Source organism: Paenibacillus sp. Soil750, assembly GCF_001428045.1.
Taxonomy (GTDB): Bacteria; Bacillota; Bacilli; order Paenibacillales; family NBRC-103111; genus Paenibacillus_E; species Paenibacillus_E allorhizoplanae.
In genome coordinates this window covers 211,640-236,051 of sequence record NZ_LMSD01000042.1, presented here as the reverse complement: position 1 = coordinate 236,051, position 24,412 = coordinate 211,640, and the positions used below count along the sequence as shown (strand labels likewise).

General features: G+C 45.7%; 21 protein-coding genes and 1 pseudogene. 16 read left to right on the top strand and 6 right to left on the bottom strand.

Annotation, left to right across the window (positions count from 1 at the left end):
- Positions 1-11: 11 nt before the first annotated feature.
- Entirely contained in the window at positions 12-1,076 is a 1,065-nt protein-coding gene (locus ASL11_RS31950; protein ID WP_082596027.1) for a ThiF family adenylyltransferase, read from the bottom strand.
- Positions 1,077-1,097: 21 nt separating this feature from the next.
- The gene (locus tag ASL11_RS31945) at positions 1,098-1,802 is read right to left on the bottom strand and encodes a molybdenum cofactor biosynthesis protein (protein ID WP_056624167.1); all 705 of its coding nucleotides are present in this window, start codon (positions 1,800-1,802) and stop codon (positions 1,098-1,100) included.
- A gap of 124 nt (positions 1,803-1,926) precedes the next feature.
- Between ASL11_RS31945 and ASL11_RS31940 the strand changes: the two genes are divergently transcribed.
- The 11 genes from ASL11_RS31940 (at position 1,927) to ASL11_RS31890 (ending at position 13,659) form a co-directional block, all read left to right on the top strand.
- Positions 1,927-2,397, top strand: a complete 471-nt coding sequence (locus ASL11_RS31940; protein ID WP_056624163.1) for a molybdopterin-dependent oxidoreductase — start codon at positions 1,927-1,929, stop codon at positions 2,395-2,397.
- Positions 2,398-2,465: 68 nt separating this feature from the next.
- Entirely contained in the window at positions 2,466-3,932 is a 1,467-nt protein-coding gene (locus ASL11_RS31935) for a bifunctional metallophosphatase/5'-nucleotidase (RefSeq protein WP_056624161.1), read from the top strand.
- Between the two features lie 40 nt (positions 3,933-3,972).
- Positions 3,973-4,785 carry an undecaprenyl-diphosphate phosphatase gene (locus ASL11_RS31930; protein ID WP_056624158.1) on the top strand — a complete coding sequence of 271 codons (813 nt, stop codon included), beginning with the start codon at positions 3,973-3,975 and terminating at the stop codon, positions 4,783-4,785.
- Between the two features lie 107 nt (positions 4,786-4,892).
- Positions 4,893-6,026 carry an HD-GYP domain-containing protein gene (locus tag ASL11_RS31925; protein WP_056624156.1) on the top strand — a complete coding sequence of 378 codons (1,134 nt, stop codon included), beginning with the start codon at positions 4,893-4,895 and terminating at the stop codon, positions 6,024-6,026.
- Positions 6,027-6,098: 72 nt separating this feature from the next.
- Positions 6,099-8,324, top strand: coding sequence for an MMPL family transporter (locus tag ASL11_RS31920; protein WP_056624153.1), 2,226 nt, complete (start codon positions 6,099-6,101; stop codon positions 8,322-8,324).
- Positions 8,325-8,452: 128 nt separating this feature from the next.
- On the top strand, positions 8,453-9,580 hold the full coding sequence (gene yfkAB, locus ASL11_RS31915; protein ID WP_056624150.1) for a radical SAM/CxCxxxxC motif protein YfkAB: 1,128 nt from the start codon (positions 8,453-8,455) through the stop codon (positions 9,578-9,580).
- 26 nt (positions 9,581-9,606) lie between these two features.
- Positions 9,607-10,944 carry a hemolysin family protein gene (locus ASL11_RS31910; RefSeq protein WP_056624147.1) on the top strand — a complete coding sequence of 446 codons (1,338 nt, stop codon included), beginning with the start codon at positions 9,607-9,609 and terminating at the stop codon, positions 10,942-10,944.
- Between the two features lie 14 nt (positions 10,945-10,958).
- Positions 10,959-12,005 carry a sporulation integral membrane protein YtvI gene (gene ytvI / locus ASL11_RS31905; RefSeq protein WP_056624143.1) on the top strand — a complete coding sequence of 349 codons (1,047 nt, stop codon included), beginning with the start codon at positions 10,959-10,961 and terminating at the stop codon, positions 12,003-12,005.
- 566 nt (positions 12,006-12,571) lie between these two features.
- A complete protein-coding gene (locus tag ASL11_RS31900) occupies positions 12,572-12,811 on the top strand; it encodes a spore coat associated protein CotJA (RefSeq protein WP_056624140.1) in 240 nt (79 codons plus the stop codon).
- Positions 12,808-13,074 (top strand): spore coat protein CotJB, encoded by a 267-nt coding sequence (locus ASL11_RS31895; RefSeq protein WP_056624138.1) that lies wholly within the window; start codon positions 12,808-12,810, stop codon positions 13,072-13,074. Before ASL11_RS31900 ends, ASL11_RS31895 begins: the two co-directional genes overlap by 4 nt.
- Before the next feature lie 15 nt (positions 13,075-13,089).
- Positions 13,090-13,659, top strand: coding sequence for a manganese catalase family protein (locus tag ASL11_RS31890; RefSeq protein WP_056624135.1), 570 nt, complete (start codon positions 13,090-13,092; stop codon positions 13,657-13,659).
- A 244-nt stretch (positions 13,660-13,903) separates the two neighbouring features.
- Here ASL11_RS31890 and ASL11_RS31885 read toward each other — a convergent pair whose 3' ends face one another.
- Positions 13,904-17,947 (bottom strand): S-layer homology domain-containing protein, encoded by a 4,044-nt coding sequence (locus ASL11_RS31885; RefSeq protein ID WP_056624132.1) that lies wholly within the window; start codon positions 17,945-17,947, stop codon positions 13,904-13,906.
- 113 nt (positions 17,948-18,060) lie between these two features.
- Here ASL11_RS31885 and ASL11_RS36835 point away from each other — a divergent pair.
- Positions 18,061-18,147 (top strand): annotated as a pseudogene (locus ASL11_RS36835) (spore coat protein CotJC); the annotation flags it as partial.
- A 244-nt stretch (positions 18,148-18,391) separates the two neighbouring features.
- On the opposite strand, the gene nagA reads toward ASL11_RS36835, so the two are convergent.
- Together nagA and nagB are read right to left on the bottom strand one after the other, a co-directional pair.
- Positions 18,392-19,564: an N-acetylglucosamine-6-phosphate deacetylase gene (gene nagA, locus ASL11_RS31880; RefSeq protein WP_056624130.1), complete on the bottom strand. Its 1,173-nt coding sequence runs from the start codon at positions 19,562-19,564 to the stop codon at positions 18,392-18,394.
- Positions 19,561-20,289 (bottom strand): glucosamine-6-phosphate deaminase, encoded by a 729-nt coding sequence (nagB, locus tag ASL11_RS31875; protein WP_056624127.1) that lies wholly within the window; start codon positions 20,287-20,289, stop codon positions 19,561-19,563. The genes nagA and nagB overlap by 4 nt, the downstream gene beginning before the upstream one ends.
- Before the next feature lie 262 nt (positions 20,290-20,551).
- Here nagB and ASL11_RS31870 point away from each other — a divergent pair, with 262 nt between their 5' ends.
- The 4 genes from ASL11_RS31870 (at position 20,552) to ASL11_RS31855 (ending at position 23,234) form a co-directional block, all read left to right on the top strand.
- Positions 20,552-21,223, top strand: a complete 672-nt coding sequence (locus ASL11_RS31870; protein ID WP_056624124.1) for an HAD family hydrolase — start codon at positions 20,552-20,554, stop codon at positions 21,221-21,223.
- Between the two features lie 76 nt (positions 21,224-21,299).
- Positions 21,300-21,524, top strand: coding sequence for a spore germination protein (locus ASL11_RS31865; RefSeq protein WP_056624122.1), 225 nt, complete (start codon positions 21,300-21,302; stop codon positions 21,522-21,524).
- A gap of 250 nt (positions 21,525-21,774) precedes the next feature.
- Positions 21,775-22,827 carry a cation diffusion facilitator family transporter gene (locus ASL11_RS31860; RefSeq protein ID WP_056624120.1) on the top strand — a complete coding sequence of 351 codons (1,053 nt, stop codon included), beginning with the start codon at positions 21,775-21,777 and terminating at the stop codon, positions 22,825-22,827.
- Between the two features lie 29 nt (positions 22,828-22,856).
- Complete coding sequence (locus ASL11_RS31855) at positions 22,857-23,234, top strand: ArsR/SmtB family transcription factor (RefSeq protein ID WP_056624115.1); 378 nt, start codon at positions 22,857-22,859, stop codon at positions 23,232-23,234.
- A gap of 66 nt (positions 23,235-23,300) precedes the next feature.
- On the opposite strand, the gene ASL11_RS31850 is transcribed toward ASL11_RS31855, so the two are convergent.
- Positions 23,301-24,407, bottom strand: coding sequence for a YheC/YheD family endospore coat-associated protein (locus ASL11_RS31850; protein ID WP_056624110.1), 1,107 nt, complete (start codon positions 24,405-24,407; stop codon positions 23,301-23,303).
- Positions 24,408-24,412 lie beyond the last annotated feature (5 nt).

Sequence of the window (24,412 nt, the reverse complement as noted above, 5' to 3'; positions counted from 1 at the left end):
ATATTGTAATACTACATCCCAATATAACGACTGTAAAGACTTTTGGCTTGAATTAAATCCTCAGTCCCTTGAATGAGAACACGACCGCCAGGGAATAGGATTATTTGGATATCTGAAGAAGCGTGAAACTTAAGTAGAAAACGGTTTCTCTCAACCAGGCCAAGAGGTTGTAGTCGTTCCTCCCAGTATTCCAGTGGTTGCGTGCTGGGAATAACCGGTAGAATTTGAACCGAATTGCGCCCGCATAAGGATTGAATTGTATCACTTTCAAGATGGGCATCTAAGTACTCATATTGCTTCTGCGCACAAGCGGGACAATCTGACTTCTTAGCACCAGAGACCCGTATTGCCGAGTTCTGATTGAACCATAAGTCCCATTGCTGCATGCTGAGATTGAGCTGCTCCGTAGCACCTACGAGCAACTTAAGCGCCTCTGTGGCTTGAAAAGAAGCGACAACATGGATGATTCCTCCAATGACACCAGCAGTGTCACAAGTATCCGTGGTGCCCGCAGCAGGTGCTTGTGTGAACAGGCAACGCAAACAAGGTGTTCGTTCAGGGATAATCGTCAATGAGACACCTCGCGAAGCCACGGCACCACCATAGATCCAAGGGATCCCTAATTTCAAGCTGACATCGTTGAGCAGGAACCGAACGGCGAAGTTATCGGTCCCATCAAGAATCACATCGACATCATGAAGCAATTGTTCAGCATTCGTGGCATTAAGATCACAGACATGAGGATCTATGACGACATTGGAATTAACTAGCTGAAGACGTTTCGCAGCGGCGATTGATTTGGGAATCGTGGCAGCAGCGTCCTCTTCATCGTACAGCATTTGTCTTTGCAGATTGCTTTTATCAACAAAATCACGATCAATGATCCGAACAAATCCAACGCCTGCTCGCACCATATGATTGGCAAGAACGGTGCCTAAAGCACCCATACCAACAATAGCAACACGACCAAGGCCAAGTTTGCGTTGACCTTCCATGCCTATTGGGGGGAAAAGAATTTGTCTCGAATAACGCGGGTCAACATCTGACGCAGTTTCTGTATGTAAATACGGGTCCAAGTGAAGTCATCTCCGTTCAAATCAGTTATCAGCTTGCGGTGCTTGTAGCGGGTTCCAGGGTCCTGTTTGATTGCCTTTCCATTCGGACCCATCCTCCCATATTTCTTTTTTCCAAATGGGTACGATTTGTTTCAAACGCTCAATCGCATACCGACTAGCTTCATAGCAATCAGCGCGGTGAGGAGAGGATACAGCGATCACGACGCTGGCCTCTGCAATCGCAACCTTACCTAATCGATGTGTAATAGCACAAAGCATGCCAGGCCACTTCGCGTCGATTTCTTCGCCGATGCTTGCCATCGTTTTCAAGGCCATAGGGACATAAGCCTCATACTCCAAAAGGACGGTTCGCTGTCCATACGTCATTTCTCGCGTCGTGCCGATGAAAGCAAGTGAAGCACCGTGGTTGGGATGATTCACCTTAGAGGTCACGGAAACCACATCAATCGTTGAATTGGTGATTTCATAAAGCGATGGCTGTCCACCTGAAACAGGTGGGATGAGTGCGAGCTCGTCGGAAGCGGAAACCGTTTCCTGATCACCGGCATAAGCTTGATTTTTGGCGAAAAAGCATATAGGAAGCTGCGCCGAGGCAGCAGGATAATCGGTGATGATTTTATCCTTCAATTGTGCAATGGTAATCGAATCTTGATCGACTGAAATCGTCAGAACCGCAGTACCGAATAGGTCTACAAGACCTGCGAAGAGTTGGATGTGTAAGTTCAATTTGTTTCTCCTTGTGATAGATGTTAGAATCCCTTACAGCATATCATATTTTGCCCTGAAAATGGTATAATGGAGTGATCCTTTGGAAGGACATGGAATTTGAATTAACGGAGGAGATCTAAGCATGCAAACCAATTCACACATAGAAGTGTCTGACTTACATAAGCACAAAGAAACCTTTACCGTTGAGGAAATGGTCACATTAGCGGATCTACGGTTGAACATCCAGGATCGGGTTCCAGCGGTGGAAGGGGAGGCATTTGATCTCAAATCATGGTACCGAAACTGGAATAACAAGGGGAAACATCCTGCAACTGAAGAGCCAACGCATGTGAGAGTGGAAGCGGTAGATGAGTTCCAAGCGCTGATACCTTGGGGGCAAGCGGATCAAGCGCTATTCCTATATGCACAAGAGGGACAAGCGTTGAAGAAAGGATACCCTATTCGACTATATGTACCTGATGGAAGCAGTGAATGTCTGAATGTAAAAAGTATTGTAAGGGTATGGTTTCTGAACGATCCAAGTTTAGGTGAAGAAGCAACTTATGGGTTTAAGAACAAAGTAACCCTCGATGAGCTCAAATTCAAGAAATGAGGAAGGGGATACTTGCATAATATAGAGACATGCTAGGATCTACTTGCCCATGAAGAGAGGTGAACGGGATGACGTCCCCCTTGCAACGGCTAGTCATATTACATACGAATGATATTCATAGTCACTTTGAACAAATGCCCAAGATAAGCGCCTATTTTGATCGTGTCCGCCGTCTCTGGCCGTCAGATCAGGTGTTGACACTTGATATTGGCGACCACATGGATCGGATGTTTCCAGAGACAGAAGGAACGAATGCGATCGCCAATTTGGAAATCATGAATGCTACGGGCTACGAAGCTATGGTTCTAGGCAATAATGAAGGATTAACCTTCACACCGGATTGGCTCAGGGCTGTTGTGTTGGAGCATGCGCAATTTCCGATTATTGGCAGCAATATTACGGATATCAACACGAAGGAAACGCCGGATTGGATGTTGCCATCACTTACGCTTGAGAAATCAGGTCTTCGTATTGGTCTGATTGGGGTTACGGCTGCTTATCAAGCTTACTATGAGCTGCTAGGCTGGGATGTAACGGATCCTATGAAGGCTGTAAGCGCCCATGTGAGCCTATTACGTCCCAAAGTGGACATTCTAATCGTTATGTCGCATTTGGGCCTGAGAACGGATCAACGGATGGCTGAGGAGTTGGATGGCATTGACATCATCCTTGGCGGTCACACCCATCATTTACTCGAAGAGCCGCTGCTGCTCAGCGGCACTTATATTGGTGCGGCCGGCAAGTTCGGTCAGTATGCCGGCCATATCGAGCTTGCCTACGACCCGGCGCAGCGCCGGATCGTAGAGCTGAAAGGCCGCGTCGTCCCGATGACGGACGCGAGCGAAGAAGACAGCAACGTCATTACGCTGCTGGAGCACTACCGAATCGCCAGCAGCGCCTCGCTGGCGTTGGAAGTGGCGCAGCTGCGGCAGCCGCTGCGTCTGGATTGGTACGGCGAATCCCCGCTCGGCAACTTGCTTGCCGCGGGTATTCGCCGCTGGACCAGCGCCGAGATCGGGCTGGTCAATAGCGGGCAGCTCCTTCAGGGACTGAAGGAGGGTGGCTTGACCCGGGGCCGGCTGCTGGAAATCTGCCCCGGCCCGATCAATCCCTGCCGCATGCTGCTCAGCGGCGCGAACATTCGTCAAGCGCTCGAAGAGTCGCTGCTTGACGAGTTCATGGAGAAGCCGATACGCGGCTACGGCTTCCGCGGGGAGGTGCTAGGCGTCCTCTGTGTGGACGGGATAACCGTCCAAGTGGATGCCTCGCGGCCTCCCTACGAGCGCATCGTCGCCGTATATGTCGGCGAGGAATTGCTGGATCCAGAACGTTCCTACCTCGTGGGTACGATCGATATGTTTACGTTCGGTTCAGGCTATTTATCGCTGAGCCGAGGCAAGGAGATCGTTTACATGCTGCCGGAATTTATCCGTGATGTGTTAGCTGATCAACTGCAAGATGAGGCTGCGATTGCAAGCAGCCACCACCTTCGGTTCTTAGATGTTGTCAGACCCAGTCCTAAACAGGTAGAATAAGAACCGGAGCAAGAAAGTTATCAGAATATAGGGGGCAATTATGCATACAATTTTTGAGGCGATCATTATTGGGATCGTTGAAGGTTTGACGGAGTTTTTACCCGTATCCTCGACAGGACATATGATTTTGGCACAAAGCCTGCTAAACACACAAAATGACGAAGTCATGAAGACGTTCGATTTCGTGATTCAATTGGGTGCTATTATGGCGGTCGTCATTATCTATTGGAAGCGAATCCTTTCCTTATTTGGACTTGTGAATCGGAAAAGCGAAAGTAAAACAGGGAAAAAGCTGAATTTAATTCATATTTTAATTGGTATCATACCTGCTGGTGTGATCGGAGTTTTATTTAATGATGTTGTGGATGAGAAGCTATTCAATACAACAACCGTATTAATTGGACTCGTGCTCGGTGGTATTCTGTTGATCATTGCTGAGAAGAAAAAAGAACAACCCAAAACGACCGTCCTTGATGATTTAACGTATCGCCAAGCATTTGCTATCGGATTGTGGCAGCTCATTTCGATTTGGCCTGGCTTTTCTCGATCGGGTTCCACGATTGCGGGTGGTATGCTTTCTGGTGTAAGCCGTGCCGCTTCAGCGGATTTCACCTTCATAATGGCCATTCCAATTATGTTCGGGGCTTCAGGGGTCTACTTTTTGAAAAATTATGAAGCATTGTCATCCGACGATTTGGCCTTTTTTGTTGTAGGATTTTTAGTGGCTTTCGTAGTGGCTTTACTGGCTGTCGTATCCTTTATTAAATTTGTACAAAAGATGAAGCTCACTTACTTTGCGTATTATCGTTTTGCCATTGCGATAATTTTCGCGCTTTATATGTTTTTAAAGTAAAACACTAGCGAATCGCGTCGAAAGACGCGGTTTTTTGTATTGAACTTTTCTTTAAAATCTATTACATTTAAATAGAACGTAATGCTCACCTATGCGGGGGTCCTGAAATGCTGTTTATGCCGATCAACATGTGTCAACCTGGGATGAGGCTGGCTAAGAATATATACAACGATGATGGTATGGTCCTTCTGGCTGTTAATGTTGAGCTTACACAGAGACTCCTTGATCGCTTGTTTAGTTACGGAATTGATTATATTTACATAGAAGATGCAAGAACGAATGATATTATTCAACAAGATGTTATTCAGGATGAAACAAGAAGCAAAGCGGTTACCGAAATTCGCAATACGTTCAAGAAGGTAATGGAAGATTCCAATAAACGCGGAGCTGTGAATTATTACGACATTGGTCGTAATTTTCGTGATGTCATGAAGATGATTATTGATGATCTGAGTGCTCATGAAGGAGCTATGGTCATGCTTAATAATATGAATGTGAAAGATAATTACTTATTTCAGCATTCAGTTAACGTGAGTATCTATGCGATTATGCTTGGAATCAGTTATGGGTATAGTCGAGATAAGCTCGAGACACTTGGCTTAGGTGCGTTACTGCATGATATTGGGAAAACGAAAGTGCCATTAGGCATTCTTCGCAAGCCTTCACAGTTAACTCCAGACGAGTTCAAGGAAATGAAGAATCATACGACCTATGGATTCAATCTATTGAAGGATGAACCGAATATCCCACTTCTTTCAGCTCATTGTGCTTTGCAGCATCATGAACGGATTAATGGCAGCGGATATCCACGGGGCATTCAAGGGGGCGAGATTAATGAGTTCGCCAGATGGATTGGACTTGTCGATTCCTATGATGCCATGACGACTACACGGGTATATCGCAGACCTTTATTGCCACATGAAGCGATGGAGCAGTTATTCGCAGGCTCTGGCACGATGTATGATCAAAGTCAGATTGCTTTGTTTCGAGACAAAATTGCTATTTACCCACTAGGGATTACAGTCCGATTGAATACTGGTGAATATGGACTCGTATCGAAGTTGAACATGTCTGTTCCGCACAGACCTACTATCCGCGTATTACAAGATGAAGCAGGTACTGTACTTAAGGAACCTTATGAAATCGATCTTTCAAGCAAGCTATCGATATTAATTTCCGAAATTGGAGAAATTAAGGTAAGTGAATCAGAATTAGATTCAACTATGCCTACACTTCTATAGTATAGATATAGCACGTATTAGATAAAGAACCTGGGAAACCAGGTTCTTTTTGTAGATTAAGGAGGAAGCACGATGCGGGAGTCCATGGAAAAAGGTGTGTTCTGGAGATGGGGGCACGCGATGTTTCGGTTCCGATGGTTAGTGCTAACGATTGGCATTAGCTTAATGCTGATCTTTGCTATTTTCGCTCAAAAAACGCCAGGGATGTTGAAAGACAATGGGTTTACTCCGAAAGGGAGCGAATCCGATCTGGGCTTGATTCAAATGAGGGATGAGCTTGGTGTGCCTCGAACACAGCTGAATATCGTGTATACGGGGCATAACGGGCTTGATATAACGGTGAAAGATCAGCGAGATGCGATTATGGCCTCACTTACGAAACTGAAAGAACTGCCTTATGTGGAGGATGTGAAATTTGTAACTACACCTCGGAATGAGGGACATCTAGATGTTCAGGCTGTTAGTGTATCGCTCACATTGGATACAGATCCTGCGCTTGAGGCATACCCAGAGCTCAAGTCGCTTGTGCATCCACCGGCAGGTATGGACGTGTATGTAACGGGAGGTCCCGCAATTCTGTATGACATGCAAGTAGCCAGCAAACATGATATCGCTAAGTCGGAAGCGATAGGTTTACCTATTGCACTACTCGTATTGTTAATTGTCTTCGGTACATTCGTTGCAGCATTTCTGCCTATGGTCGTGGGATTAATGAGTGTGACGCTCACACTGGGAGTTACCTATTTTATCGCACAACATCAATCTTTATCGAATTTTTTGCCGAATATGGTTACGATGCTGGGGCTTGCAGTTGGGATTGACTATGCACTCTTTCTGGTTAGCCGGTTTCGTGAGGAGCTTAAAGTACAAGGTAGTGTAGCTGCTGCCGTAGCCATGACATGTCAGACCGCAGGAAGATCGATTTTCTTCTCGGGTATTGCTGTGCTCATTGGTTTATTGGGGATGCTGTTTGTGGATTTGACCTTCTTCCGGTCTCTCTGTCTCGGGGGGGTTATCGTTGTATCTATTTCCGTAGTTGTAGCTAATACAGTATTGTTAGCGCTTCTAGGTATTTTGGGTCATCGCATTAACTCTTTACAGGCCGTTCCTAAACGATTCCGTAAGCAAGAAACATCGAAATTCTGGGAGAAAATCGCTTATGCGGTGATGAAACGTCCAGTTGTTTTAGTTGTCGTAGTAGGCGGTGTGTTGATCTACAGTATGACGCCGATCTGGCATATGAAATTAGGTGTACCGAATGCGGAGGTCCTTCCTCCGAGCTATGAATCCCGTTATGGAGCGGAGTTGCTCAAAACGGCCTATGACCCACGTATGACAGGACCGATTCAAATTGTGATACATACGAAAGAAGAGATCTGGTCATCAGCTTCGATTGGTGAGATTCAAGCTTATGGAGAACAGGTTAAAGCTGTTGCTGGTGTAAAAGAAGTGCAGAGCTATCTAACCGTCTTAGGGCAGCATTCGAATGCAGAGCTTGCGGGGATGTTTACAAAGTCTGATGTTCAAAAGCAGTTAGAAGAATCGCAATTAGCGAAAGGGCATACTGCTTTGATGATTGTTATCCCTGAGAAGGACACGGATGATCCTGCGACGGATGCGTTAGTTCACGAGCTCCGCAAGTTGGATAAAGAAGGAATAGAGACTACCGTGACAGGTGGACCAGCCTATCGATTGGACATTATTGATCGTATTCAAAAGGAAATTCCGGAAGTTCTTATTTTCGTTATGGGAATTACCTATCTCGTCCTTTTGTTGGCATTTCGCTCCATCCTGCTCCCGCTCAAAGCTGTGCTGATGAATATGCTTAGCTTAGGCGCTAGCTTAGGTATCGTTGTATTAGTTTTCCAACACGGATTTATGGCAGATATGCTGCACATTACGTCAATTGGATATGTGAGTGCAACGCTGCCTGTTATCATCTTCTGTGTCGTTTTTGGTATCTCCATGGATTACGAAGTATTCCTTATTTCACGTATCATGGAAGAGTACGAGGTAAGTGGAGACAATGATCAGAGTACAGCGGAAGGTTTGAAAAAAACAGGGAGCTTAATTACAAGCGCGGCTTTCATTCTTGTCGTCGTGGTTGGATCCTTTATTTTCACGGATATCGAAATTATGAAAGCGTTAGGACTTGGCCTCGGACTCGCCGTATTGATTGATGCCACGATCGTACGGGTTATGCTTGTTCCTGCGCTAATGAAACTGCTCGGTGACGCCAATTGGTGGGCACCAAGGTGGCTCCGTGTGAAGCCCCAGGCAAAAGTGGAGAAGCGGTAGCGCCATCTGCAATTCCTGTCTCTGTTTCCTTTTTTGTGAATCATAAGTTACAATAAAGGGCATAGGTATAGGCATAATAGGTAGTAACATGTTCTTGAATAGGAAATGATAGGTCAGGTGTAAACAGCATGAATAGGAACGTAACACACTCCATCTTACCGGAGTTAACCCCCCATTATGATCCTTGGGACCCCATTCGGTCATATCGGAAATACGGGAAACATGTATTAACCAGCATTGAGCTTACCATCACCAATCTGTGTAATATGCGTTGTGAGCATTGTGCAGTTGGGGATTCACTTACGATGTCAGAAGGACCACGTATTCCGTTGCCAGTTATTTTGAAAAAACTGGATGAAATTGAACATTTGGAAACGATCAGTTTAACAGGCGGCGAGCCGTCTTACCACATCAAGATTGTGAAGGACTACATGCTGCCAATCCTGAAGTACGCGCGGGAGCGGGGAATTCGCACTCAAATTAACTCGAATTTAACATTAGATTTGGAGCGTTATGAGCTGCTTGCGCCGTATCTCGATGTGATGCATATTTCGTTTAATTATTTGAATGCAGATGATTTCCATCAGGTAGGATTTGTGAATTCTCAGCGTCCGGTCGGGCAAGTAACGGCACTAGGGATGTATGAGCGAATGGTGAATAATACGATCGCGCTAAGTAAGGGTGGTTTGTACGTTTCTGCGGAATCGATGATTAACACGCGAACCCATTTGAAATTGCCAGAGATTCATCAGTTAATTAACGAAATGGGCTGTAAGCGTCACGAGGTACATCCGATGTATGCAAGCTCTTTCGCCTCACATCTGCCAATGGTTACACTGGACGAATTGCGCGCGAGTATCCACCGTTTGTTAGACCATCGCAATCCGGACATGTGGATGCTGTTCGGCACGCTGCCTTTCTTCGCATGTAATGAACTGGAAGCGGACCGTAAGTTAGTTAAGCGTCTACGTGAAGAGCAGAATGTTACGGTTCGTAACGACCCAGACGGGCGGAACCGATTGAACGTCAGTACGTTTACTGGCGAGGTTTTCGTCACCGATTTTGCTAATGAGCCTCCGCTTGGAAATATACATGATGATGGGCTTGATGATATCTTTGCACGTTGGGAGAACAATCCGCTGAACCAGCGGGTGAATTGTTTCTGTAGTACGGCATCCTGTTGTGGACCCAACCTGCTTGTAGCTGACTCGTACTATCGCACTGTGGATTTCAAAAGCCGTAAAGCTATTATCTAATCATTTTTCTGAAGGAGAAATACATTTTGCCACATACGTCGTTTGATTTCGGTTCCATCGCACTCAATCTTTTCCTGGTTATCTTACTCGTCCTGTTAAATGGATTTTTCGTAGCAGCTGAGTTTGCCCTTGTGAAAGTTCGACATTCTCGTATTCAACAGCTTGTCAATGAAGGCAGCGGAAAAGCCAAATATGCGAGTATCGTAACGTCACAACTGGATAGGTATTTATCAGCCACACAGCTTGGCATTACACTTGCCTCCTTGGGACTGGGTTGGATTGGAGAGCCTGCGATTCATGATCTGATTATGGAACCTCTATTTCATACGTTTGGTTTAGGGGAATCCGTGTATACAACGACTTTGTCTTTTGTTATTGCTTTCGGATTTATTACGTTTATGCACATTGTGCTGGGGGAATTGGCCCCTAAATCATTTGCGATTCAAAAACCTGAACTGACCTCTTTGTGGCTCTCAGCTCCGCTATTGTTTTTCTACAGAATATTTCGCCCGATTATTTGGGTGCTTAATGGCGCAGCGAACAAATTTCTGGCGATGATCGGCGTAGAGCCCGCCAGTGAGAATGAAGCGGCGCATACGGAGGAAGAAATTCGAATCCTGATGGATGAGAGTGTCAAAAGCGGTCATATCAATGAAGACGAGATGACGCTTTTCGATAACATTTTCGAATTCTCCGATCTCATCGCTCGTGAAGTGATGCTGCCGCGGACAGATATGGATTGTCTGTTTCTAGAAACAAGTTTTATCGATAACTTGCGATTCGTTCATGAAACCAAGCACACACGTTACCCTGTAGCTGATGGGCATAAAGATAACATCGTAGGTTTTGTACATATTGCTGACTTACTAACGGCGGATCCTGATGTTGAGCAGGAACTCAAAACCTTCATTCGTCCGATTCTGAACGTGCCGGAGTCGATGGAAGTTAGCCGCGTGCTTAAGCTCATGCAGAAAAAGCATTCCCAACTCGCGATCGTTGTTGATGAGTACGGGGGAACTGCGGGTCTCTTAGCTTTGGAAGATATCATCGAGGAAATCGTGGGAGAATTGCATGACGAATTCGATGTGAATGAGCGACCTGGCGTGGAAGTGAAAGACAAATATACCTCTGTCGATGGTCGTGTATTGCTGGAAGACCTGAACGACATGCTGGACCTTCAAATTGAAGACGATGATGTGGATTCGATTGGCGGCTGGCTGTTCAAGAAGGTGGAAGGCGCGCCTGTCAAAGGGAAGAAAGTGCCTTATGCTAATCATGTTTTCGAAGTGACTGAGGTAGATCGATTACGTATTGTTCGTATACATATAACGAATATCGACACGGTTAAACCGGGAAATGAATAATCGGAGGAGTCTCTATGTCACCCAGGACAGCTATAATCATGGCGATAGGAATATTGGTGTTATACGGTTTGTTCACCGTAGGGCTGCCATTTTTCTTAGCGTTGGTGACTGCTATTTTTTTAGACCCACTCACAACTCTCTTGATGCGTGTCGCGAAAATGAAACGCTTTGTCGCCGCAACCATCGTTAGTACGGCATTTACTTTGCTGATGGTGGCATTAATCTATTTTATTGGGATGAATGTCGTAACGGAGTTAATCGATCTTGGTCGTAAAGCGCCTAATTATATGGAGGATGTCAATAAATACGTGGATCAAGCTGTAGTGCGAACCCAAGTATTCTATGATTCTTTATCCCCAGAGATGGCAGCGCAAGTACAGACGTGGGTAGAACGGAGTACAGAGACGTTAACCGGAGCATTGACGAGTATTTTGAGTGGTATTTCAGGCTTTTTCCTCAATATGGCTGGGAAAATCCCTAACCTATTCATGCTGTTGATCATCTATGTGATCACCCTGTATTTGTGCATGTACAACTTGCCCAATTTGAAGGTTGCTTTTCTCTCGATGTTTGAAACGAAAACGAAGGATAAAATGGAGCATGTGCTGACTTATTTGCGTGAGGCCATTTTTGGCTTCATACGCGCTCAGCTGATCATGGCGATCTTTACGTATTTGTTGACTTTCATTGGATTGCTCGTCCTTCGGGCGGAGTACCCACTCGCAATTTCACTGCTAGTTATGGTGATGGAATTCGTGCCTGTGATTGGGACTGGAATTATTTTCATCCCATGGATCATTTATCAGCTGTTGCTAGGATATACGAGTATGGGAATTGGGCTATTCGTGCTCTTCTTGGTACTCATCATCCTTCGTCGGATTGTTGAGCCCAAAGTGCTTAGTGATGCGGTTGGAATCAACTCGTTAGCGGCTTTAATTTCCTTGTACATTGGCTTTGAATGGCTAGGCTTTGCTGGCTTGTTCCTCGGCCCTCTGGTCGTCATTATTTATCAAGCATTGCGCAAAGCAGGCGTGTTGAATTTGAATATTAAATTAGATTAATAATGGGCTAAAAGAAATCTCTTTTCGAATTGCGTGGATGCAATCGGAGAGGGTTTTTTTGGCATTTGTCGGGGCGGAAGGTTAATCATCTCTCAAAAATGCAAAAGTACAACCTTTTTTAATAATTTATGGTTGATAATGCTAAATGCCTGCGAATAGGCATCCTTTGTAACGTATTTCATGATAATCTCCTGAAATCACTCCAAATTGATGCCTATTTGCATCAATTTCCAATAGCGAAGGGGGGACCCATTCGAAAAGTGCTCTGTTGCATGTTTGACAGGGGGGAGAGGACTTGAGCTTGAGATTTCCTAGAAAATCAACAACCTTACACTATCGGGAACTACATTTGTTGCCTCCACAAACTTGCTACATGACTCCAAATTCTCCTCGCGCTTCACATAACTCCACATTACAGTCATTATTACTCCCTACTCATATTGGGGGGAGAGTTGGGGCAACAGTGGTGAAGAGATTTTCTCATCGAAAAATATGGGAAATAGGTGATTTTGGTCAAGTTATGCCGCATATAACGAGTCATATAGGCTCTGAAAAGGAGGAGACGTATGTACACACAATTTAAAAGTTGGTACCCGTATATCGGACCGTGTGACCCTTGTCCACCGATTCGAGTGAAATGGTATAATACGCCGCCGCAATTATATATGCATTTTCAACCACCAGGATTACCACAGTTTAGCCCTTATGATGCTTTGAAAATGGGGACGCTCTGGCCAGCACTTTATGGGCCCTATCCGAATCCGTTACAGGAGATTAGAGCTGATGAAGGAGGCGAATCTACATGAGCGAGCGAGTGCTGCCCGAAGCCTATTACACGCAACTTCGTGATTTGCAAGCCGTGGATTTTGTATTGGTGGAGTTGACACTTTATTTGGATACGCACCCTGACGATCTGAGCGTGCTCCAGCAGTATAATCAATTTGCCCATAAGCGCATGCATATGGCTCAGCAGTTCGAAATGGAGTTTGGCCCCTTGATGCCCTTTGGACACAGCTTCACGAAAGCGCCATGGCAGTGGGTGGAGACTCCTTGGCCGTGGCAAGTTTAAGAAGGAGGATAGCCAATGTGGATATATGAGAAAAAGTTGCAATACCCAGTCAAGGTAAGCAAATGTGATCCGCGGATGGCCAAACTGCTTCTTGAGCAGTATGGGGGAGCAGATGGGGAACTCGCTGCGGCACTTCGCTATTTGAACCAACGTTATTCGATTCCGGATAAGGTTGTCGGATTGCTGACGGACATAGGTACGGAGGAATTTGCCCACCTCGAGATGATTGCTACGATGGTATATAAGCTGACGAAAGATGCCACGCTGGAGCAAATGAAAGCGGCAGGATTGGATGATCACTACGTAGCCCATGATCGAGGGCTCTTCTATCAGAGCGCAGGAGGCGTCCCCTGGACCGCAACCTACATACAAGCGAAAGGAGACCCTATCGCCGACCTTTACGAGGACATAGCAGCAGAGGAGAAGGCGAGAGCGACTTACCAATGGTTAATTGATGTGACAGACGACGTCGACTTGCAGGATAGTTTGAAGTTTCTGCGGGAGCGGGAGATTGTGCATTCGTTGCGGTTTAGGGAGGCTGTTGAGATTTTGAAGGCGGATCGTGTGGAGAAGAAGATATTTTAAGTATAAGCTAACTTCAAAAGGGTGCAATCCTGTGAATGAGGGAGCGAATTCTTTACACTGAGGAAAGGTGAAATTGTGAAACAGGAGGAGTATGCGTTTCTGACTTTGGAGCTGGCATTGCCGGAGTGAGTTTCGGCTACTCCACAGACTAGCAAAAAAAAGAAGATCGCCAACACCCTTCAGCCCTTCATCGTGGCTAGGTGATTGGCGATCTTTTAACGTGTTAGACGAGCTTTTTGCTTTGTTACGCCTTGGTTTGCTTAGCTAATATTTGTAACAACCTGTTAATGACAACAGCTGCCTGTGCTCTTGAAGATTCGGTGCTAGGAGCGAAATGTTGCTCATCGTAACCGTTCATGATTCCAAGGAATGCTGCAGACTTAACATACGATTGAGCCCAGTTACTGATAATGTCATTATCTGAGTAAGTATTTTCGGTCGGAACTGACAGATCAGTGAGCTGCTTATTCGTTACGTATAAGTAGGCCTTTACCATCATAACGGCCATTTGTTCTCTAGAAATACTGCTTTCAGGAGCAAAGGTATGGTCATTTATGCCGCTAACAATGCCAGCTTTTTGAGCGGCATAAACGGAGTCCTTATACCAGGAATTGCTTGAGACATCGTCAAAATCCGTTGTTTCGGCCTGTTTTCCTAGCTTCAATGCTTTTGAAAGCAGGGAGACGAATTGTGCTCTTGTCAAATGGTTATCCGGTTTAAAAGACAAAGCGTCCATACCGTCGATAATGCCATCGGCAACCAAATGTTCAATTTCTTTTTGGGCCCAATGTCCTTGAATATCTAAGAACTTTGTGTCGTCCACTTTTTCTAATACTGCATATGTGGAAAAATGCGGCAATGAAGCCGTAATAGTCCCGGCGCTCTGAATGCTACTATCCACACTGTTCCATTCTCCTGTCTGCTCATCCAGCACGTAGACGCCAAGTTTGTCAGGGTCGCTTACTTTAGTTGTATCGTATTGAAATGTTGCTTGAACAGGTTTTGTAAAAGCGCCAACAGGTTCTCCATTCTCCGTTAGATGGAAAATAATGAGGGACGAAACAGCTTTAAATTGCGGAATTGCCGCTGGAGCAGCTTCAATGATCTGCTTGAATTCGATTTGATTTTTTCCATTTTTAATCGAAATAGAATTAGGTGGGAAACGAAGCGTCCCGTTGTTAGATGTAATTACCAAGGGCTTGTTGTTCGTCCCAGCCATTTGGAGGATATCTGCATCCAGCTTGATAGAGAGCTTGTCAACTCGTTCGCCTGTCTGTGCGTCAAGATTTAACTCTTTTTTATCGGATTTTAGATCAACAAGGAAATCCACCCGATCGGGGGTCAGATCAAGTGCCATTTTTCCATCTTTGTCCACAGCTGGAGTTGGTTTGAATCCGCCGCCGCCGCCACCGCCGCCGCCACCACCGCCGCCGCCATTAGCTCCACCCGTTGCTGGCGGTACTTGAACTGAGACGGGATCACTCTCTGCTTTACCAGAGCTCTGGTTCGTAATGAAGATTGTACTACCTGTGGAACCGACGTCGGTAATGTAGACTGTAGCTGTATAAAGTCCCGCCCCTGCAGTTCCTTCTCCAAGCAGATAGCCGTTAGCATTGTAAACACGAATGTGATCACCTGTGAGTAAGTTGTTTACTGTGACCGTATCCGCCACTTTTAAGTTTTTGATGATTGTAATGGAGCTGCTTAGCAACTTAGGGGTCTTGTTTCTAGGAAAAATCTTTGTATTCACAAAATAAGGCTGTCTGCCGTCTGGCAATTCAACGACGATAGCTAAGCCGCGCGCAGATGCAGGCACCTGATTTAAGTCTAATGGAACCGTGTAATTGGATTGTCCTGTGGCAAGCTCCGCCAGTGGTGTTCCAAATAGGCTTTCATCATTGATATAGTAAACACGGTATATCGTACCTGTTGTCTCCTTTTTGGCAGGCTGCCATTGCAGAGTTCCTTTGAATTCGCCCGGCAAATCTTTTGTCGCTGTTAAAGTGACTTGCACAGGCAAATATGTTGGTGAATCCCATAACGGGAATACAACCGGAGTATTGAGTTGAGAAGTTGTATAGTTGTCCCTTTTTATTAAAGAGAAAACCCCTAGGGAGACAGCGTCATTGGGCACATTGGTGGTATTTAAAATAAAATCTAAAGTTCCGTCGGAAAGCGTCTTCTTATCTTGAGGATATATATATCCGCTTATTTGTTGTTTGTCATTCAGAAAGACAATCGCATAATTTGAGACAACTCCGCTATCTTGAGCTGGCTTGAAGTAGATATGGCCGCCAATCTGCTTTTCGTCGGTATTAGTGTCCCAAAGAACAGGTTTTTGTGCTAATAAATGTGTTTGAACGTACGTATCGATATCGGTTAAGTTTGCAAAGTGATAAATGCTTTTATCACTGGATACATACATTTCTCCGTTCTGAGTAACGTAGGCGTTGGTAACGGAAAAAGGCAAATCTTTAATACTCAGGAATGTATCGCGATCATAGATTACGTTTGTACCGAACACAAGCGAATCTTTGGCATAGAAGACCTGATCTGGATAAGTTCCATACACGACGCCAGTAACACTATAGCGCTTGTTACCATAGTAGATTTGATCGCCATCCTTAAACAAACGTCCCCCATTTGTAGAGTTATCCAGATTAAAGACTGCTTTACCAGTTAGCGTAGCGGGATCAATTTGAAAGATGCTATACGGAGAACTATAAGTTACACTGCCTGCACCGTACATGGCACCGGTGACTGTGTCATAAAAGGCTCCGTTAAATTTAAAATTCATGGGGAGCGATTTATCGGCCAATGTCCGATCTGTTCCATAATTCGAATCATATACGCGCATATTGCTTACAAAGTATTGTCCCCAATAATAAAGTAAATGATCTGCTGGATACACATTATCCGGATTGGATCCAAGTGAGTACCGAATAATTGCCGGTGTACTTCCAACTAGTGAGGAGGCATCAACCACAGCAATATGAGTTTCTCCTCGGAGTGCAATGTACAGTTTGCCATTTTGCAGCTTGATGTCGGTAGGATTAGCTCCTATGACCTGTTTTTTGATAACAGTCATGTCGCTTTTGCGAATGACTAGACATTCATTAGTTGCTTTGGAAACGGCATAAATATATGGCGTAGAGTCGTCTGTGGTCCACGCGCTAATAGAGTCGCTTGTACTAATAAAGTTGGTATGAGAGTTCGTTTGCATAGTATAAGGGTGAGTAAGATCCAGTGTAAATGCTTCAATAGACGAGTGACTATAGGTGCTATCGTACACATACACGGTTCCGTTATCGCCCAGTAGACCATACGTGATTTCATAAGGCAGATCGGCAAGTTTTACACCAGTGTCTTTATTGAAAACTGCCTGACTTGTAAGTACGTAGCTTCCTGTCACATCCAGAATTTTAGAATTCAAATAACTATAATCACCGTATCGCTTATAGGCGCCGTTGATTTCTGTAAGATCGGCTGCATTCATTTTAGAACCGCCAAAAAATACGTTGGTTCCATCGAAGAAAATTTTTGGATTAGGAAAGCCAAAGCCGTATCCGCCGTCGTAGTTACTTGAGCTAATTAACGTGTTAGTTAAATAGTTATAAGCATTAAGGTTTGAGCCTGATGAACTTGTTTCACCGATGTAAATGGTATGAGTTGCTTCATCAGCGGCAAAAACGGCATCATCTTCTTTATAAGAGCTAATTTTAGTAATCGTTCCGCTGCTGCGATTATACGAATAGTTCTGCCAATCGGAAGTGTAAAATAAATAGTCGGATGTTGCTGCAATGTAAAGGGGTTGCACATTTATGGCGATAGACGGCAGTAAGGATTGCGTGGAAAGATCGAAAGGTTGAATAAGCGTTGCCCCAGCTAATGAAATGAACAGTGTATTTCCGTTACGTGCTATACTCATAGGTTTAGACCCGACAATCAACTCTTTTTGAATCGTCATGTCCGAAGTTCGAATGAAATAAAGCTTGTTTGTACTGCTTGATACAGCGTAAATATAGCCTGCATTCCAATCTGCCAGCCAATCTGAGACGCCTTGTGAAAAGGACAGCGACTTCATCGTAGAGATTGCAGCAGCTGTGTTCAAACTGTTTACTGATGCGTTCTTATAGCTGTCCCCCCCATCGATCAGCCTCTGTGGCGAAACATGCGGGATGATTCCGTCAGCCTGAACAGGTGAAAGGTTTGCACCCAATAGGCCAATGAAAAGTGTTAAAGTGAGCAGCACGATAAAGCTTGTTCTGTGATTTCTTGATCGTATCACGCAAAGTCCTCCAATATTGTAAGATTCGTATTACTTCGCTGATCATACTGAAAATTCCTTTTTTGGATTAGGATTACTTTGGTGATGCTTCCTAACTCGCCGATACGCCTTCGCGGGAGCGAGAGATTGTGCATTCTTTGCGGTTTAGGGAGGCAGTCGAGATACTGAAGGTGGATCGGGTGGAGAAGAAAATTTATTAGGGAGTGGCTGTACATTTACCGCACTGTACCGCATTCCATAGAAAGAGGGCCGCCTCAAAGTAGTTATCGCTACTTTGAGGCGGCCCTCTACTGCGTTAGTCCGATTTCTCCGAACTAAACGAGGATTACGTATAGGAAAGGACAAATATGATTGATGATGTGGCTAATGAGATTAATTCGGCAATTTCGGACTAATCGGGTTCTCGTAGGTGTAAGGAGTCCCAAACGAAGTAGACAGCCACAATTAAGCTTCTTTCATCGCTAGGCCGTGCACCCAAACCTGCTCGAGCTCAAGCTCCGAGCTGATCAGCAACAAGTCGGCGTGCTTGCCTTCGGCAATCGAGCCGTGCGTCGCTTCGAGGCCGAGCAGCCTCGCCGGATTACCGCTCGCATAGCGGCTCGCGTCTGCGACGCTGACACCGACCTCGCGCACCATAAACCGGAGCGCATCGATCATCGTCAGCGTACTGCCGGCGAGCGCGCCACCCTCCGTCAGCCGGGCAACGCCCGCCTGCACGGTCACGGCTTGGCCGCCGAGGTCGTACTGCCCGTCGCCGAGCCCGGCGGCGGACATGGCGTCCGTGATCAGCAGCAAGCCATGCGGCTGCTTCACCATCGTCAGCAGCTTAATCGCTGCTGGATGCACATGGATCCCATCGGCGATCACCTCGCCGCTGATGCGTGCGTCGGTGAGCACGGCACCGACGGTACCTGGTTCGCGATGATGCAGCGGCTTCATCGCGTTGAAGGTGTGCACCGCATGCGAGAGCCCCACAGCCACCGCCGACTGGATGTCGGCGTAAGAGGCGTCCGTGTGGCCGCATGCGGCAACGATGCCATGATCGCGCAGCCACGCGATCATTTCATGGCCTCCCTCGCGCTCGGGGGCCAACGTCAACTGCTTCATGAGCTGCGGGAACCGCTCATGCCAATCTTTCAACCAATCAAGCTGCGGCGTAACCATGAGCTTCGGATCTTGGGCGCCGGCCCACTTCGGCGAAATGAAAGGACCTTCCAAGTGCAAGCCAAGCAGCTGAGCATAAGGCATGCCCTGCTCCATATAGCTGTGCACTTCCACGAGCACACGATCAATGGCTTCACGCGTTGCTGTCATCGTCGTAGCCAGCATGCCAGTTGTGCCGTGGGAAGTATGATATTTGGTGATCGTATTCAAAGTTTCCGAATTCGCATCCATGAAATCTGCGCCGTAACCGCCGTGCACATGAACGTCAATGAAGCCAGGCAGTAACCATTTACCGTCTGCTTCGATGCGAACCACACTTGGACTAGCTGTGTTCTGCCAACCAGATTGTTCACCCACGTAGGCCAATTTACCATCTATTACATGAACTAATCCATTTTCAATGATGCCTTGTTCCGTGACGACCTTGGCACCTGAGATGAGTAGCTCGCTCATTCGAACAGCCTCCCTGCCTCAGCATCAAGCAGAACAACTAGATGAGGATGAGTCTGGAGCAGTGTGGCAGGTACTTCAGTTGTAATCGGTCCCGTTAGAGCACGATGTACGATTTCGGCTTTATCCGCGCCGCGTACGATTAATAGAATCGTTTTGGCTTTCAGAATGGTACCAACGCCCATCGTCAAGGCGTGTGTAGGCACGTCATTAATGGAATCGAAGTATCGTGCATTGGCTTCACGTGTTTCTTCTTTTAATTCAACACGGTGTGTACCACTAATCAAGGAATCGTCAGGCTCATTAAAGCCGATATGACCATTATGGCCAAGGCCTAGAATTTGTAGATCAATTTGCTTCGCATCATCCAAAAGTTGATTGAATCGCTCACACTCTGCTTCCAAGTCAGGTGCATTCCCATTCGGGATATGAGCGGCTTCCGCAGGAAGATCAATATGTGCAAATAAATGCTGTTGCATATAAGCATGATAGCTTTCAGAATGGTCCTCAGGTAAGCCAACGTACTCATCTAGATTAAAAGTTGTCACTTGTTTAAAACTAACACGGCCCTTCTCGTAGGCTTTCACGAGCTCTTGGTATATACCAACCGGTGTGCCACCTGTGGCTAAGCCGAGAACAGCTTTGGGCTGCATTTGAACCAGAGAGGTAATAATACCTGCACCTGCTTCGTTAAGTTCTTGTTGATTCTGGAAAATATGAAGATTCATATTCATTAGTCCTCGCTTTCATGGATGTAAGATGTAAGTGGTTAGAGAGATAAGTAAGTTCAATTACTATTTAGTAAGAGTTTATTTTATTTTGCGTGAAAATTTCATTTATGGATCAAATTATTCTCATTTCAATCATAACTGATATTTTTGAGATCGGCAATAACCATTTTCCATGATTGTACATTGACTTACATGGGTATGTTTGCCATTCTTAACATAGATCATTACAACTATTTTATACATATAAAGGAGTAAGAACATGACTACTCGGGGACAACTGCCTGAAGCGATGCTTTTTGATTTGGATGGGACGTTATTTCAGACGGAAACCTTACTATTACCAGCTTACCATGCGACCTTCGACGAGCTACGAGCCCAAGGAATATATGAAGGGGAGACACCGCCTGAAGAACGAATTCTCGGGGCGTTAGGCATGCTCCTTGAACAAATATGGATCCGTGTCATGCCAGAGTCGCCTGTTGCCGTACATCAGGAGGCCGATAAGCTATTGATCAAATACCAGGTGGAGGGACTTCAGGAGGGCCGCGGGGTATTATATGAGGGTGTAGCTGAAACCTTACAGACCTTGCATGCCAAAGGTGTTCGTTTATTTGTAGCTAGCAATGGGTTAGAAGATTACGTCAAACAAGTTATCGCGGAGATGGGGTTAGCGCATCTGTTCGAAGGCTTATTTAGTGCAGGAGAGTACCAAACGCGATCCAAAGTAGATTTAGTCCAAATTTTGCTCGAAAAACACGGTATTCAGTCCGCTTGGATGGTTGGAGATCGTTCGTCAGACGTAGAAGCGGGACTTCGCAATAACCTAACTGTTGTGGCATGTGACTATGCTGGCTTTCGAGAAGCTGGTGAACTAGAGGGTGCCCATATCCGAATTGGACGATTTGCTGAGCTGCTTGACTATATTTCCTAATTCTCGCAGGTCTGTCGCAAAGAGGGAGCCTTGGGCATACACTGTAGCACATTGAGAGATAAAGGTGCTGATCAGAATGCCTTCTTTTGTAGGGATATTCAATATTATAAGGAATGAAGGAAACCTGATTAACGGAGATACGTGTATCATTGCCCCGACGAGTGCCTCCAAATCATACACAGGTGCTGGTGGAGGAATCACGGGGGACTTCTCGATTTCTACGACTGTATTCAGTGCGACAATTACCTTAGACCCTGATGTGATTGATGCAGGGGCGAATAAGACAGCAACAGGGACCTAAGTGGTTCTAGTTGCTCATGAAAAAGACCGATTCATCCTCACCATGCGTGGTGTGACGAATCGGTCTTTTTCCACATGAGAGAGTATAAGTTTTCGCTCATCCTCGAAGGACATCGATACAAGTTTTTCTCATTTTTGGAGAAGCCTATTGACACTGGCAAGCATGCTTATTTATTATTAACATATGAGTAATCATTCATATATTAATTTGTAGTTATAAGTATGTAGTGTGCAACTGGGGAGGGAATGCCATGCATCAACATGATTCGAAAAAGGAACACGCATGTGGACATGACCACGGAGAAGCTAAGCATCATGACCATGAGGGCGTCGCTCACCATGAAGCTGAGTATCACGGTCAACACCATGATCATCATCATGACCACGGGCATCACCATCATGGGCACGGACATCACCATGGCCATCATCATGGGCATTCAGGCAATAAGCAAGGGCTGCTGATCGCGCTAGGAATAACAGCGGGTATCATGGTGCTTGAATTGGTTGGTGGACTCTGGACGAACAGTTTGGCACTGCTATCGGATTCTGGTCACATGCTAAGCGATGCAGGTGCGCTAGCATTGAGCCTTCTAGCGCTATGGTTTACAGCGAAGCCTAGCTCAGCTCGTTTATCCTTTGGATTTCATCGTATTGAAATATTAGCAGCACTATTTAATGCGGTGACCCTATTCGTCATTGCTGGACTCATTATATGGGAAGCGATTGAACGATTCCTCCATCCTACTGCCGTTGCTAGCGGGTCCATGATGATCATCGCGTGCATAGGACTAATCGCCAATTTATTAAGCGCTTGGTCGCTCATGCGTAAGGGCGATGTACATGGTAATCTGAATTTACGCAGTGCTTATCTGCATATCTTAGGTGATGCGTTAGGTTCTGTTGGCGCAATTATTGCCGGTGCTGTGATGCTGCTGTTTGGCTGGTACATGGCAGATCCAATTATTAGCATCATTGTGTCTCTACTTATTTTAAGAGGCGCCTGGGGCGTCCTGAAATCAACCCTTCATATCTTGATGGAAGGAACACCAAGTTCTATTTCTATGGTCTCTGTTAAACAAGTCCTAGAAGGAATCGAAGGTGTCATTGATGTACATGACTTGCATGTGTGGACGATTACTTCGGGCATTGAAGCCATGAGTTGTCATTTGCTGATTAAGGATGATCAGGATAGCCAAACTATTCTGCAGCAAGGAATTAGCGTGATTGAGAAGCGGTTTGGCATTACACACGCGACCATACAAATTGAGAAGTCAACGATCAACCATCAAGCGCTTCCGGTATAAAATACGTGACGAAGACAGGAGGATTTCCTATGGATAAGGGAGTACTGGAAGCGAGGAAAGTAACCGAGGATGATTGCAGCTGTGAGCATACGGCTATAACGCAAGCAGAACGAGAGAGTGAGCTGACCGATGAGCAAGCGACTGGTATTGCAGAGATTTTCAAAGCCCTAGGAGATCCTACACGCGTCAAAATCATCTACTTTCTACTGAATAAGGAGCTTTGTGTGCACGATCTGGGCATGCGAATTGGGATGGAGCAGTCTGCAGTATCCCATCAGCTTAGGTATTTGCGGGATCTTCATATTGTCAAAAGACGAAAAGAAGGCAAGACCGTTTATTACTCGCTGGATGACGAGCACATTGAGCAAATTTTTGTACAAACGATGGGGCATCTAGGGCACGAATAAATCGAAGTAAACCCAAAAAACAAGCGTTCACCCAGCAAGGTGATTCGCTTGTTTTTTCGTGAACGATTAATCAGTTCTGTCATCCGTGCCTTTTTTCTGCCGTAGCATCCAAAGCGCATATTCTAGTGGCCTTATTACGGCCTTCTGGTAGGTGGCGTGCTGTCCAATCCTGCGAAATACTTCCCGTGATGGCTTGGGATTTACTTCGAGGAGCCAGACATTGCCTTTGGGATCTACCGCGATATCCATCCCCAATTCACACAGCTTTCCGAATTTGACCTCCAAATAGTCAGCCAGCTTATAGGCGAAATCGTTCATCTCGTCTTTGATACCTACAATTTTCTCTTGAGATGAGAAGCGGTATCCTAATAAGCGATCTTGCGTTACAGCCGTGCCGCCACCGTGAAGATTAGAAGTAATACTGCGATGAGGGCCGATTCTTCCTGCGCACCCCGTCACTTCCCATTCGCCTTGACCATTTTTCTGAATCAACAACCGATAGTCATGAACTCGACCATCATTCAGTGTTAGATGGATCCCTTGCTGAACGACATAGTCGGGGCTCAGATTCAGCGTATGCAACTTGATGGCCAGCTGTTTCTCATTCGCTCTGAAGGGAGCAATGATCGATCGGTATTGGTTTCTGCCTTGTAACAAATAGAGATCAGTGGAAATCTGTTCAATTCGAAGAATTCCTCTACCTCCAGTGCCATTTTTCGGTTTTACGTAGATGAGCTTATGTTTCTTTAGAAACCTAATCAACTCATGAATGGTACTATAGCGAACGGTTGATGGCAGATAAGGGCGAATGGCATTGCTTTGAGAAAGGGTTTGATGCATCGCCCATTTATTGGCCAGCGGTTTGCTCAAGTAGATGAGCTTGGCATGGCGGTTGCGAAAAGCTTGAAGCATATGATAATTCGCCGCGGCTCTATAGCGGCAGCGATCGTAGATAATGGGAGGTAATGTTGTGTACTTCCGAAGCCATCTTCCTCGACTGGTATCAAATGTGAGAGTTCGCACGGCATTTCCCTGTACATCCGCCGGAGTAAACACCTCGACTTGAACGCCTAGCCGTTGGCCTTCCTTGCTAAGCCGCTTGAAATAGGCCAGTTCCTCAAGTCGTGAGTTGTTTAAATAAATAGCGAGTACGCCTAGTCGTTCTTGAGCCAAGCATA